Genomic DNA, 13,091 nt, shown 5'->3' with positions numbered 1-13,091 from the left:
GCGGCCCCCGGACCGCACGGCGCCGTACCCACGACCCAGGAGAAACCCTTGCGCACGGTCCTCGTCACCGGCACCGGCGGCGCGGGCCGCACCACCGCGGCCGCGGCCACGGCGCTCACCGCCGCGAGGCGGGGCCGTCGCGTCCTGCTGCTCACCACCGACCGCGGCCCCGCGCCCGACGCCGTGCTCGGCACCGCCCTGCCTGCCCCGGCCACCGCTGGGTGCCCCCAGCCGCCCGCGGACGGCACGGCCGGTGCGCCCTGGGCGGAGCCCGTCGAGGCGGCCCCCGGCCTGTGGGCCGCCCGCGTCGCCACCGGCGAGCACTTCCAGGACCGCGCCCGCGACCTCCAGGAGCGCGGCGCCTCCCTCTTCGACCTCCTCGGCGCCACCCCGCTCGACCCCGAGGAGCTCACCGAACTCCCCGGCGCCGAGCCGCTCGCCGTCCTCGCGGCCCTGCGCGCCGCCCACGCCGCCGCCGCGTGGGACCTGCTCGTCGTCGACATGCCCGCCGTCCACGAGACCGTGCGCCTCCTCGCCCTGCCCGAGCAACTGCGCCGCTATCTGCGGCGGCTGCTGCCCGCCGAGCGGCAGGCGGCCCGCGCGCTGCGGCCGATGCTCGCCCAGCTGGCCGGGGTGCCGATGCCCGCGCAGCGGCTGTACGAGGCCGCGGAGCGCTGGGAGGCCGAACTCGCCGCCGTCCAGGACGTCGTCGAGGCGGGCGGCACGACCGTGCGCCTCGTCGCCGAACCCGGGCCGCTCGCCGCCCGGGCCCTGCGCCTCGCCCGCGCCGGACTCGCCCTCCAGGGCTGCCGCGTCGACGCCCTCGTCGCCAACCGCGTGCTCCCCGCCGGCGACGGCGGTGACTCCTGGCTGGCCGGGCTCGTCACGGAGCAGCAGACCGCCCTCAAGGCGCTCTACGAGGAGTACCTCGTCGACGGCATCACCCTGTGTGAACTGCCGCACCTCGGCCGTGACCCCCGTGGCCACGAGGACCTCGGCGCGCTCGTCGACGCCGCCGCCTCGACGACCATCGGCGGCGGGGGCGGCACCGTCGGGATCATCGAGGGCGAGGGCCTGGCCGACGAGCTCGACGGCTGGCCCGCCACCGGCTCCGAGCCCGACGCCTGGACCGTGGAGGACCGGCTGGCCGGCGACGGCGTCCTGCTCTGGCGGCTGCCGCTGCCCGGCGCCGACCGCGACGCCCTGGACCTCATACGCAGGGGCGACGAACTCATCGTCGGCGTCGGCCCGTTCCGCCGCGTCCTGCCGCTGCCGTCGGCGCTGCGCCGCTGCACCGTCTCCGGGGCCGGCCTGCGCGACGGCGCGCTGTGCGTGCGCTTCACCCCCGACCCCGCCCTGTGGCCGCGGACTCCGTGAACGCCGTTCCACCGTTCAGGTAACGTCGAAGGAAACCCCCGTCGCAGGAGTCCGCCATGAGCGATCCCACCGAGCGCCCCGCACCCGGCGCGGCCGCCGATCCCGATGCCTGGGAGCAGGCGTGCGCCGAGGATCTCGCCGCGGAGCGGGCCCGCCGTCGAAACGAGCAGCCCGGCACCGCCGCCGAGGAGCTGCGCAAGCTCGTCGACGCCGTGACCGAGAAGGTCTCCGCCCTCCAGCTGCCGCTGGCGGGCATGGCCGCGCAGGAGGTCGTGCAGCAGGTCATCGCCCAGGCGAAGGCCGCCGTCGAGCCGGTCATCGAGCGCAACCCCGATGTCTTCGACCACCTCGCCTCCGCCGGCTCCGAGCTCCTCGCCGCCTACCGCGCGGCCGTCCAGGGCCAGGAGTCCCGCTGGACGCGCGGCGAGGGCGCGGCGAAGCCCGCCGAGCGGCCCGGCGGCCCCGGCCGGGGCGATGCCGGAGCGGGCGGTGCCGAGCGCATCGACCTCGACTGACCTGGGGCTCCGGTACGGTGGGTCGCGGCGGGGTTCGAGCGAATAACTGAGGGACACATGGGACTCACCATCGGCGTCGACATCGGCGGCACGAAGATCGCGGCCGGCGTGGTCGACGAGGAGGGCAACATCCTCGCGACGTGCAAGGTGCCGACCCCGTCGACCCCGGAGGGCGTCATCGACGCCATCGCGGACGCGGTACGCACGGTCAGCGCCGACCACGAGGTCGAGGCGGTCGGCATCGGCGCCGCGGGCTATGTGGACGACAAGCGGGCCACGGTCCTCTTCGCCCCGAACATCAACTGGCGCCACGAGGCGCTGAAGGACAAGGTCGAGCAGCGCGTCGGCCTCCCGGTCGTCGTGGAGAACGACGCCAACGCCGCGGCCTGGGGCGAATACCGCTTCGGCGCCGGCCAGGGCCACGACGACGTCATCTGCATCACGCTGGGCACCGGCCTCGGCGGCGGCATCATCATCGGCAACAAGCTGCGCCGCGGCCGCTTCGGCGTGGCCGCCGAGTTCGGCCACATCCGGGTCGTGCCGGACGGCCTGCTGTGCGGCTGCGGCAGCCAGGGCTGCTGGGAACAGTACGCCTCCGGGCGCGCCCTCGTGCGCTACGCCCGCCAGCGCGCCCAGGCCACCCCGGAGAACGCCGAGATCCTCCTCGGCCTCGGCGACGGCACCCCCGAGGGCATCCAGGGCAAGCACATCAGCGACGCCGCCCGCCAGGGCGACGCCGTGGCCGTCGACTCCTTCCGGGAGCTGGCCCGTTGGGCCGGCGCGGGCCTCGCCGACCTCGCCTCGCTCTTCGACCCCTCGGCGTTCATCGTCGGCGGTGGCGTCTCCGACGAGGGCGACCTCGTCCTCGACCCCATCCGCAAGTCCTTCCGCCGCTGGCTGGTCGGCGGCCAGTGGCGCCCGCACGCGCAGGTGCTGGCCGCCCAACTGGGCGGCAAGGCCGGTCTCGTGGGCGCGGCGGACCTGGCCCGCCAGGGCTGACACAAGGGCCCGCCGGGGCCCTCCTTCCGGACGTCGTAGCACGGGCGCCGCGGCACGACCGCCGCGGCGCGGACGTCGTAGCACCGAGGAGTGAAGATGCTCGCGGATCTGCCCCCGTCGCACACGGAGTCCGACGGCTCGGCCGTCGTCCGCGTGCTCAGTTACAACGTCCGGTCCATGCGTGACGACGTGGGGGCGCTGGCCCGGGTCATCCGGGCCTGCGCCCCCGACGTCGTCTGCGTCCAGGAGGCGCCGCGCTTCTTCCGCTGGCGCAAGGCCGCGGCCCGGCTGGCCCGCACCTCCGGCCTCGTGTACGTCACCGGCGGGGCCACCGCCTCCGGGCCCATGATCCTGTCCTCGCTGCGGGCCACCGTGGAGCGCACGGAGGACATCCTGCTGCCGCGGACGCCGGGACTGCACCAACGCGGCTTCGCGACCGCCGTGCTGCGCTTCGGCCGGGCCCGGCTCGGCGTTCTCAGCTGCCACTTGAGCATCAAGGACGAGGAGCGGTACGGGCAGGGGAAGCTGCTGCTCGACACGCTGGCCGGGCTGGGCGTCCCGCACGCGGTCGCCGCCGGGGACCTCAACGACCGCCCCGACGGCCGGACGTTCGGCCTCCTCGCCGGCGCGCTCCAGGACGGCTGGGCCACGAAGCCGTGGGGCCGCGAGCACACGACCCGGCTCGGCGACCCGCTCCAGCGCATCGACGCGGTCCTCGCCACGGAGGGCGTCGAGGTGCTGGGGTGCGGCGTGCCCATGGGGCTGCCGGGAGTGGCCGAGCGGGACCTCCGGGCGGCCACGGACCACCTGCCGGTGCTGGCCGCGCTCAGGATCCCGGCCGTCTCCTAGCGGCGCGGGGCCGGGCGCCCGCCGGACGACCGCGCTCGCGGACGGGCGTCCGTCAGAAACGGGCGTCCGTCAGACGACCGCGCCGCGGCCCGGGTCGTCGTCCTCCTCGTCGGAGTCCTTCATGCGCAGCACCAGCGTGGCGAAGCCGCCCAGGAAGCCGCCGACGCCGAGCGTGGTGACCCACCACGTCAGCTCCTGCCGGAAGAGCACCATCAGCAGCAGGAGCAGCGGCCCGCCCAGCACCGCGATCCACGCGAAGCGGGCGGTGACGTCGCCGGTGGGGAGCGGCGGCGGCTCCGGGGGCACGAAGTGGCCCTCGTCCGGCTCGTCGAGGCCGTCGTCGCCCGACGCGGCCGGGGTGTCCCAGTCGCGGGGGCCGACCCCGGGGGCGTAGACGACGAAGCTGCCCACCGGCCGGTCCGGGTTCTCCGGCGGCGCCTCGGCGGCCTTCTCGGGACCGGAGCCGGGCGCCTCCTTGCCCTCGGCCGGGCCGGGCTGGGGGTCGGTGACATCACTGGAGGCGGGCCAGCGGCCCGCCTCGGGGTCCGGCTGCTCGCCGTACGCGGCGACGAGCTCCGCCCACGCGGCGTCCTCGTCCAGGGGGTCGCGGCTCTCGTCGCGGTCGCGGTCCGCGTCGCGCTCAGCCACGGGAGGCCGCCCCGGCTTCGCCGACGCCCGCGGAGAGCCGGCTGATGAACGCGAACGTCTCCTCGAAGATCAGCTCGGCGTCGTGGTCCAGGGTCGCCACGTGATAGCTGCGCTCCAGCAGCCGCTCGGTGACATCACGCGAGGAGACCCGGGCCAGGATGCGCGCCGAGTCCACGGGCGGCACCACATGGTCCTCGGGGCTGTGCATCAGCAGCAACGGCTGGGTAACCTGCGGCAGTTCACCGTCCAGCATCCGCAGGAACCGGCGGAAGGAGTGCGCCGCGTGCAGGGGCACCCGGTCGTAGCCGAGCTCCTCGCTGCCCGGCTTGGCGATGTCGCTGGCGATGCCCCTGCGCGAGGGGATCAGATGGCGCACCACCGGCAGCGCCTTCGCGCCGAGGCCGTGCACCTTGTTGGCCGGGTTGACCACGACGACGCCCTTGACCGCGTCACCGTGCCGGGCCGCCAGCCGCAGGGCCAGCGCCCCGCCCATGGACAGGCCGCAGACGAAGACCTCCGAGCAGCGCTCCCGCAGCTCGCCCAGCGCCCGGTCGACCTCCGCGTACCAGTCCTGCCAGCCGGTGAGCTGCATGTCCTGCCAGCGGGTGCCGTGCCCGGGCAGCAGCGGCAGCGAGACGGTCAGTCCGCGCTCCGCGAGATGCCCGGCCCAGGGCCGTACGGACTGCGGGGAACCGGTGAAGCCGTGGCACACGAGGACGCCGACCTCTCCGCCGTCGTGGCGGAACGGCTCGGCGCCGGGGAGGAGCGGCACCGGAATCTCCGATCGGTGGAACGGGAAAAAGGGGTCTGGCCCTCAGCGTACGCGGAGCGCCGCACGGCGGGTAGGCAGGTTAAGGTCTCCTCGTCACTACAGGAGGTTCTCGGTTGTTCTACGGCGCTATGAAGCTGTCCATCGGCGGGTCGCTGAAGCTTGCCTTCCGGCCGTGGGTGGAGGGCTTGGAGAACATCCCGGCCGAAGGGCCCGCCATCCTGGCGAGCAACCACCTGTCGTTCTCGGATTCCTTCTTCCTCCCCGCGGTGCTCGACCGCAAGATCACCTTTATCGCGAAGCAGGAATACTTCACCTCCCCGGGTGTCAAGGGAAAGCTGACGGCCGCCTTCTTCAAGGGCGTGGGCCAGCTGCCCGTCGACCGTTCGGGCGGACGCGGCGCCGGTGAAGCGGCGATCAAGAGCGGCCTGGAGGTGCTGGAGCGCGGTGAGCTGTTCGGCATCTATCCGGAGGGCACCCGCTCCCCGGACGGCCGCCTCTACCGCGGCAAGCCCGGCGGCCTGGCCCGGGTGGCGCTGCTGTCCGGCGCCCCCGTGATCCCCGTCGCCATGATCGACACCGAGAAGGTGCAGCCCCCGGGCAAGGTCCTGCCGAAGATGATCAGGCCGGGCATCCGGATCGGCGAACCGCTGGACTTCAGCCGCTACCAGGGCATGGACGGCGACCGCTTCATCCTCCGCTCGGTGACCGACGAGGTCATGTACAAGATCATGGAGCTGTCCGGCCAGGAGTACGTCGACATCTACGCGACCGCCGCCAAGCGGCAGATCGCGGACGAGGCGAAGCGCAAGGCCGAGGAGGAGAAGGCGGCCAGGGCCGCCGGACTCGACAAGGCGGACAAGCGGCCCGAGGCGTAGCACGCCCGGACCGGGGGGTTGGGTCGATGACACCGCGCAGCACCAGGCCGCGCGTCGTACGGATGTCGGTGGAGCTGCCGCTGTGGCGCGCGCTGACCGGCTACCGCATCCTGACGCTGGGCTACGCCCTCGCGCTGTTCTTCCTGAACTGCCGCGAGTACGCCCATCCGACCGGGGCCGCGCTCTACATGGGCGCACTGACGCTCTGGATGCTGCTGACCTGGAACCGGGTCACCTCGCCCGAGCGCTGCACCAAGCGGTTCCTCGTCGCCGACCTGGCCATCGCGCTGGCCGGGATCCTGCTCACCTCCGTCGTCGACTCCGCCGAGCGCATCGACGGCGGAGCGGCCACCCTGCCGTCCATCTGGGCGGGCGGCGCCGTACTGGGCTGTGCCATCAAGGGCGGCTGGCGCTGGGCGATCGTCGGCTCCACCCTGGTGGCCGCCGCCAACCTCGCCGAGCGCGGCGGGCTCGCCCGCGACACCGTCCACAACGTGCTGCTGGTCTGGGTCTCCAGCGTCGCCATCGGCTACATCGTGGAGGTCGCCCGGGCCAGTGAGCGCACGCTCGCCCGCGCCCTCCAGATCGAGGCGGCCACCCGCGAGCGCGAACGGCTCGCCCGCGACATCCACGACAGCGTCCTCCAGGTCCTCGCCATGGTGCAGCGCCGCGGCGCCGCGCTGGGCGGCGAGGCCGCCGAGCTCGGCCGGATGGCGGGCGAGCAGGAGATCGCCCTGCGCACCCTCGTCGCCGGGGACCTGCTGCCCCCGCAGGGCACGCCGGCACAGCTCGCCGAGGACGCGGAGCTCGTACGCTCCGTGGGCACCCCGCCGCGGCCCCCGGACGGGCCCTGCGACGTGGGCGCGCTGCTCGCACCGCACGCGGGCGCCGCCGTCTCCTACGCCGGGCCCGGCACGCCCGTCCTGCTGGAGGCGGCCGCGGCGGCGGAACTGGCGGCGGCCGTCGGCGCCGCACTGGACAATGTCCGCAAGCACGCCGGGGACGGCGCGCGGGCCTGGATCCTGCTGGAGGACGAGCCGGACGCCGTGATCGTCACCGTGCGGGACGACGGGCCCGGCATCGCCGAGGGCCGGCTCGCGGCGGCCGAACGGGAGGGGCGGATGGGCGTCGCCCTGTCGATCCGCGGCAGGCTGCGGGACCTGGGCGGCAGCGCCGAGCTGCTGTCCGTGCCCGGCCAGGGCACAGAAGTCGAATTGAGAGTTCCACGGGGGAGCGAGGCCGGGAAATGAGTGATGAGCAGACCGTGAGGGTCATGGTGGTCGACGACCACCCCATGTGGCGCGACGCCGTCGCCCGCGACCTGGCCGCCGCCGGGTTCGACGTGGTGGCGACGGCCGGTGACGGTCCCCAGGCGGTGCGCCGGGCCCGGGCCGCCGCACCCGACGTGCTGGTCCTGGACCTCAACCTGCCCGGCCTGCCCGGCGTCGCCGTGTGCAAGGAACTGGTCGGCGAGAACCCCGCGCTGCGCGTCCTGGTGCTCTCCGCGAGCGGCGAGCACCAGGACGTCCTGGAGGCCGTGAAGTCCGGCGCCACCGGCTATCTCCTGAAGTCGGCCAGCACCGAGGAACTGCTGGACGCCGTCCGCCGGACCGCCGAGGGCGACCCGGTCTTCACCCCCGGCCTGGCCGGACTGGTCCTCGGGGAGTACCGCAGGCTGGCCGCCGACCCGGCCCCCGCCGCCCCCGACGAGCGGCACGCGCCCCGGCTGACCGACCGCGAGACCGAGGTGCTGCGGCTCGTCGCCAAGGGCCTCTCGTACAAGCAAATCGCCGAACGGCTGGTTATTTCGCACCGGACGGTGCAGAACCATGTTCAGAACACCTTGGGCAAACTCCAGTTGCACAACCGCGTGGAGCTCGTGCGCTACGCGATAGAGCGAGGTCTCGACGGCGCCTGACCGCTCCCGGCCGGGCGGTGTCCCCGGCTGAAGGGAGATTGTCATGCGGGTCGGAATGCTGACCGGCGGCGGTGACTGCCCCGGGCTCAACGCGGTCATCCGCGCCGCCGTCCGCAAGGGCGTCCAGGACTACGGTCACGAGTTCATCGGCTTCCGCGACGGCTGGCGGGGGCTGATCCAGGGGAAGACCGTGCCGCTCGGCGTGCCCGCCGTACGCGGCATCCTGCCGAGGGGCGGCACGGTGCTCGGCTCCTCGCGCACCAACCCCTTCAAGGAACCGGAGGGCGTCGGCCGGATCCTCGAGAACCTCGCCAAGGACGAGGTCGACGCCCTCATCGCCATCGGCGGCGAGGACACCCTCGGCGTCGCCGCCCGGCTCCACGAGGAACACGGCGTCCGGTGCGTCGGCGTACCCAAGACCATCGACAACGACCTCTCCGCCACGGACTACACCTTCGGCTTCGACACCGCCGTCAACATCGCCACCGAGGCCGTCGACCGGCTGCACACCACCGCCGAGTCCCATATGCGGGTCCTCGTCGTCGAGGTCATGGGCCGGCACGCCGGCTGGATCGCCCTCCACTCCGGCCTCGCCGGGGGCGCCAACGTCATCCTCATCCCCGAGCAGCGCTTCGGCCTCGAGGAGGTCTGCGGCTGGGTCACCTCCCGCTTCCGCGCCAGCTACGCCCCGATCGTGGTCGTCGCGGAGGGCGCCATGCCCAAGGACGGCGACCTCGTCCTGAAGGGCGCCGCCGCGCACGACTCCTTCGGCCACGTCCGGCTGTCCGGGGTGGGCGAGTGGCTGGCCGAGGAGATCGAGCGCCGCACGGGCAAGGAGGCCCGCACGATCGTGCTGGGGCATGTGCAGCGCGGGGGGACGCCGAGCGCGTTCGACCGGTGGCTGGCCACGCGGTTCGGTCTGCACGCGATCGCCGCTGTGCGGGACGGGGACTTCGGGCGGATGGTGGCGCTGCGGGGCACGGACATCGTCCGTGTGCCGCTCGCTGACGCGACCGCCCGCTTGAAGACGGTGCCGCCGGCTCTGTACGAGGAGGCACGCACGTTCTTCGGCTGACGGCGGGTTTTTTTGGGCGTGCCGCAGGCTCCCGGGTGCGGGTGGGCGCCTGCGGCGGGCTTTTCCCCAGCCCCGCCCCTTCCCGAAACTGGGGCTGCGCCCCAGACCCCGCAACACGCTTCGCGCGTTGTCCTCAATCGCCGGACGGGCTGATATTCAGCCCGTGGGGGCACCTCCCAGCGGTAGCTGGGGGAGATTGAGGACGCGCCCGCAGGGCGCTGGGGGTCCGGGGTCTCCCCCCACGCGGCGGAGCCGCACATCGGACGCAGCCGGGAAGGGGCGGGGCTGGGGAAAAAATCAGACCAGCACCCTCGCGAGCAGCTCAGCCACCAGCGTCGCCCCCGACAGCGTCAGGATCGACTCCGGATGGAACTGCACACCCGCGAATCCGGGCCCACGCAAAGCATGCACATCCCCCGTCACAGCATCACGGCTGACCTCCACCCGGTGCATAGCCAGCTCCCCCTCGGCCGCATCGGAGCACCGCGCGGTGAACGTGTTGTAGAACCCCACCGTCTCCGCCCGCCCGAAGAAGTCGATCCGCTCCTGCGCCCCCTGGTACGGCACGCCCTTGCGGACGATCTCCAGGCCCAGCTCCGCCGCGATCAGCTCGTGCCCGAGGCACACCCCGAGCAGGCCGTGCGGGTGCCCGCGCAGCAGTTCCGCCGTGAGGCCGCGCAGCAGCCGCATCTTGGGGTCGGCCGTGTCGGAGGGGTCGCCGGGGCCGGGGCCCAGGACCACCGGGCCCTCGTGTGCCAGGGCGGCCTCCCGCAGCCCGGGTTCGTCGTAGCGCCGCACGGTGACCGTCAGCCCCGACGTCCGCAGCAGATGCGCCAGCATCGCCGTGAAGGTGTCCTCGCCGTCGACGACGAGCGCGTGCCCGCTGAGCCGCGCCGTCGACGTCGGGCTCTGCATCCGCAGCCAGAAGGGGGCCAGGTCCTCGCGGCGCGCGTCGAGCGCGGCCCGTACCTCGGGGTCGTCCGCGAGCCGCGCGGCCGGAGCCGCCCCGCCGCCGCGCGCGGTCCGCACACCGAGCGCGGCCAGCACGCCCGCCGCCTTCGCGTGCGTCTCGGCGACCTCGCCGCAGGGGTCGGAGTGGCGCACCAGCGTGGCCCCGACGGCGAGCCGCAGCCGCCCGCGCCGGTCGATGTCGGCGGTGCGGATCAGAATGGGCGAGTCGAGCGTCCGGCCGCCGCCCGCGTCCCGCCCGATGAGGGCGAGCGCGCCCGCGTAGTAGCCGCGCCCGCTGCCGCCCGGCCCCGCCGGCTCGTACCGCTCGATGACGCGGCACGCGTTCTGCACCGGCGACCCGGTCACGGTCGCCGCGAACATCGTCTCCCGCAGCACCTCCCGCACGTCCAGCGAGGAGCGCCCCCGCAGCTCGTACTCGGTGTGCGCGAGGTGGGCCATCTCCTTCAGGCGCGGGCCGACGACGACCCCGCCCATGTCGCCCACCGTGCACATCATCTTCAGCTCCTCGTCCACGACCATGGACAGCTCCTCCACCTCCTTGCGGTCGTGCAGGAAGGCCAGCAGCCCGGCCCGGTCCGGGCCCCCGGCGGGATAGCGGTAGGTGCCGCTGATCGGGTTCATCACGACGGTGTTCCCGGCCATCCGCACATGCACCTCCGGGCTCGCGCCGATCAGCGTGCGGTCGCCGGTGTGCACGACGTACGTCCAGTACGCGCCGCGCTCGCCCGCCAGCAGCCGCCGGAACAGCGCCAGGGCGTCAGCCGCGGTGAAGCCGTGGATCTCGCCCTCGAAGGTCCGCCGGATGACGAAGTTGGCGCCCTCGCCGGACCCGATCTCGTCCTCGATCACGCGCCGGACGATCCGCGCGTACTCCTCGTCCCCCACGTCGAACGCCCCGCCCTCCACCCGCACCTCGTGCGCGGGCAGCGCGGCCAGGACCTCGGCCAGGGGCAGCTCGTGCGCCTCCCGCGGCCGCAGCACCGCCAGCGGGGTGCCGTCGTCGCGGACGTCGAAGCCGCGCTCGCGGATCTGCCGGAAGGGGATGAGCGCGAGCGCGTCCAGGGCAGGGCCGCCGCCGTCGGGCGGCCCGTCCGGCAGGGGGATGCCGGCCAGCCGCTCGACCTCCTCCACGGCGCCGGTCAGCAGCTCGACGACGTCGTCCGGCCGGCCGGGGGTGCGGCGGCGCAGCAGGGCGAAGGGCGGGCAGGCGGGTTCGGTCAGCCGAGCGAGGAGGGCGTGGGTGTCGCCGGTCATCAGGGTTCCTTCCGGTGAGGAGAGGAACGGCCCCGGAAACACGGAAGGCCGCCCCTCCGGGCGGCCTTCGCGGTGCGTCTTCGGTGTACGCGCGATCAGTGGGCCGCCGGTTGAGCGGTCCACCACCAGTTCTGGTTGGTCGGTGCGTACATGCTGCGCACCCTACCGGACGGGGCCGGGGGTGGCGGCAGATCCCGCGGGCGGCGGGGAAGCGCGCACCGGGGCGCGGGCCGGTGCGGTGCGCCGGGGAAGACGGTCTTCCGGCAGCTCCACCGCTCATGACCCGTCTCACAGTGCGGTCCGACGGATGGACCGCACTCGCCGACCCCGTAGGGTTGGAGCGTGACCGTGAACGCTGAAACCCACGCCGGTGGCAACACCTGGCGCTCCCTTCCCGCGGCGCAGCAGCCTGAGTGGCCGGACCAAGAGGCTCTGCGCGATGTGATCGCCGAGCTCGAGTCCTATCCGCCCTTGGTTTTCGCCGGCGAGTGCGACCAGCTGCGCCAGCGCCTGGGAGCCGTCGCCCGTGGTGAGGCGTTCCTGCTCCAGGGCGGCGACTGCGCCGAGGCGTTCGACGCCGTCGGCGCCGACCAGATCCGCAACAAGCTCAAGACGCTGCTCCAGATGGGCGCCGTGCTGACCTACGCGGGTTCCGTGCCCGTCGTGAAGGTGGGCCGGATCGCCGGTCAGTACAGCAAGCCGCGCTCGAAGCCGACCGAGACCCGCGACGGCGTGACCCTGCCGACCTACCGCGGTGACTCCGTCAACGGCTTCGCCTTCACCCCCGAGGCCCGCACGCCGGACCCGCAGCGGCTGAAGCGGATGTACCAGGCGTCGGCGTCCACGCTGAACCTGGTCCGCGCCTTCACCACCGGTGGCTACGCGGACCTGCGCCAGGTGCACGCCTGGAACCAGGACTTCGTGAAGTCCTCCCCGTCCGGGCAGCGCTACGAGGCCCTCGCCCGCGAGATCGACCGGGCGATGAACTTCATGAACGCCTGCGGGGTGGACCCGGAGGAGTTCAAGACCGTCGAGTTCTACGCCTCCCACGAGGCGCTCGTCCTCGACTACGAATCGGCGCTGACCCGCGTCGACTCGCGGACCGGCGACCTCTACGACGTCTCGGGCCATATGGTCTGGATCGGTGAGCGCACCCGCCAGCTGGACGGCGCGCACATCGAGTTCGCGTCGAAGATCCGTAACCCGATCGGGGTGAAGCTCGGCCCGACGACCACGCCCGAGGACGCGCTGACGCTGATCGAGCGGCTCGACCCGGAGCGCGAGCCCGGCCGGCTCACCTTCATCACCCGCATGGGTGCCGACAAGGTGCGGGACAAGCTCCCGACCCTGGTCGAGAAGGTCACGGCGTCCGGCGCCCAGGTGGCGTGGATCTGCGACCCGATGCACGGCAACACCTTCGAGGCGGCCTCGGGCCACAAGACCCGCCGCTTCGACGACGTGCTGGACGAGGTCAAGGGCTTCTTCGAGGTCCACAAGGGCCTCGGCACCCACCCGGGCGGCATCCACGTCGAGCTGACCGGTGACGATGTCACCGAGTGCGTGGGCGGCGGCGACGAGATCTTCGTCGACGACCTGCACCAGCGCTACGAGACGGCCTGTGACCCGCGGCTCAACCGCAGCCAGTCGCTGGACCTGGCGTTCCTGGTCGCGGAGATGTACCGCGACCAGTAGGAATCCCGGATGAACGACGTGGGGGGGGGGGGGGGGGGGGGGGGGGGCCCCGGGGTTTGTGTTCTTCCCCCGGGGGGGGGGGAGGGGGGGGGTCGCTCTTTTGTGACCCCCCGAGTGGGGGAGCCGCATGTACGTCTCTCTTTTC

At 73.6% G+C, this 13,091-nt stretch carries 13 protein-coding genes; 9 read left to right on the top strand and 4 right to left on the bottom strand.

Going from position 1 to position 13,091, the window contains the following annotated elements; translation table 11 throughout:
- Window positions 1–48: 48 nt before the first annotated feature.
- The 4 genes from ACZ4A5_RS01025 to ACZ4A5_RS01010 all read left to right on the top strand — a co-directional run bounded on the left by ACZ4A5_RS01025 (window position 49) and on the right by ACZ4A5_RS01010 (window position 3,740).
- Window positions 49–1,377, top strand: a complete 1,329-nt coding sequence (locus ACZ4A5_RS01025; protein WP_467576742.1) for an ArsA family ATPase — start codon at window positions 49–51, stop codon at window positions 1,375–1,377.
- A 56-nt stretch (window positions 1,378–1,433) separates the two neighbouring features.
- Window positions 1,434–1,892 carry a DUF5304 domain-containing protein gene (locus ACZ4A5_RS01020; protein WP_398867278.1) on the top strand — a complete coding sequence of 153 codons (459 nt, stop codon included), beginning with the start codon at window positions 1,434–1,436 and terminating at the stop codon, window positions 1,890–1,892.
- A gap of 57 nt (window positions 1,893–1,949) precedes the next feature.
- Complete coding sequence (locus ACZ4A5_RS01015; RefSeq protein ID WP_467576739.1) at window positions 1,950–2,891, top strand: ROK family glucokinase; 942 nt, start codon at window positions 1,950–1,952, stop codon at window positions 2,889–2,891.
- Between the two features lie 96 nt (window positions 2,892–2,987).
- On the top strand, window positions 2,988–3,740 hold the full coding sequence (locus tag ACZ4A5_RS01010; RefSeq protein WP_467576736.1) for an endonuclease/exonuclease/phosphatase family protein: 753 nt from the start codon (window positions 2,988–2,990) through the stop codon (window positions 3,738–3,740).
- A gap of 69 nt (window positions 3,741–3,809) precedes the next feature.
- Here the strand turns inward: ACZ4A5_RS01010 and ACZ4A5_RS01005 are convergent, their stop codons facing one another.
- Both ACZ4A5_RS01005 and ACZ4A5_RS01000 read right to left on the bottom strand, forming a co-directional pair.
- Window positions 3,810–4,388, bottom strand: coding sequence for a hypothetical protein (locus ACZ4A5_RS01005; protein WP_467576734.1), 579 nt, complete (start codon window positions 4,386–4,388; stop codon window positions 3,810–3,812).
- Window positions 4,381–5,160: an alpha/beta hydrolase gene (locus ACZ4A5_RS01000; protein ID WP_467576732.1), complete on the bottom strand. Its 780-nt coding sequence runs from the start codon at window positions 5,158–5,160 to the stop codon at window positions 4,381–4,383. Before ACZ4A5_RS01000 ends, ACZ4A5_RS01005 begins: the two co-directional genes overlap by 8 nt.
- Window positions 5,161–5,273: 113 nt before the next feature.
- Here ACZ4A5_RS01000 and ACZ4A5_RS00995 point away from each other — a divergent pair, with 113 nt between their 5' ends.
- The 4 genes from ACZ4A5_RS00995 to ACZ4A5_RS00980 are packed head-to-tail and all read left to right on the top strand — an operon-like array spanning window position 5,274 to window position 9,028.
- A complete protein-coding gene (locus tag ACZ4A5_RS00995; protein ID WP_467576729.1) occupies window positions 5,274–6,035 on the top strand; it encodes a lysophospholipid acyltransferase family protein in 762 nt (253 codons plus the stop codon).
- A 26-nt stretch (window positions 6,036–6,061) separates the two neighbouring features.
- A complete protein-coding gene (macS, locus tag ACZ4A5_RS00990; RefSeq protein WP_467576726.1) occupies window positions 6,062–7,285 on the top strand; it encodes a MacS family sensor histidine kinase in 1,224 nt (407 codons plus the stop codon).
- Window positions 7,282–7,953, top strand: coding sequence for a response regulator (locus ACZ4A5_RS00985; RefSeq protein WP_467576723.1), 672 nt, complete (start codon window positions 7,282–7,284; stop codon window positions 7,951–7,953). The genes macS and ACZ4A5_RS00985 overlap by 4 nt, the downstream gene beginning before the upstream one ends.
- A 43-nt stretch (window positions 7,954–7,996) precedes the next feature.
- Window positions 7,997–9,028 carry a 6-phosphofructokinase gene (locus tag ACZ4A5_RS00980; RefSeq protein ID WP_467576720.1) on the top strand — a complete coding sequence of 344 codons (1,032 nt, stop codon included), beginning with the start codon at window positions 7,997–7,999 and terminating at the stop codon, window positions 9,026–9,028.
- A 297-nt stretch (window positions 9,029–9,325) separates the two neighbouring features.
- On the opposite strand, the gene ACZ4A5_RS00975 is transcribed toward ACZ4A5_RS00980, so the two are convergent.
- Both ACZ4A5_RS00975 and ACZ4A5_RS00970 read right to left on the bottom strand, forming a co-directional pair.
- Window positions 9,326–11,254 (bottom strand): anthranilate synthase family protein, encoded by a 1,929-nt coding sequence (locus tag ACZ4A5_RS00975; protein ID WP_467576717.1) that lies wholly within the window; start codon window positions 11,252–11,254, stop codon window positions 9,326–9,328.
- A 95-nt stretch (window positions 11,255–11,349) separates the two neighbouring features.
- Window positions 11,350–11,406, bottom strand: a complete 57-nt coding sequence (locus ACZ4A5_RS00970) for a trp operon leader peptide (RefSeq protein ID WP_467577242.1) — start codon at window positions 11,404–11,406, stop codon at window positions 11,350–11,352.
- A gap of 190 nt (window positions 11,407–11,596) precedes the next feature.
- Here ACZ4A5_RS00970 and ACZ4A5_RS00965 point away from each other — a divergent pair, with 190 nt between their 5' ends.
- Window positions 11,597–12,946, top strand: coding sequence for a class II 3-deoxy-7-phosphoheptulonate synthase (locus ACZ4A5_RS00965; RefSeq protein ID WP_467576715.1), 1,350 nt, complete (start codon window positions 11,597–11,599; stop codon window positions 12,944–12,946).
- Window positions 12,947–13,091 lie beyond the last annotated feature (145 nt).

This window comes from Streptomyces sp. NPDC025618 (assembly GCF_055558795.1).
The sequence above is the reverse complement of the archived record's forward strand: the minus strand, read 5'-3'. Positions and strand labels throughout refer to the sequence as shown.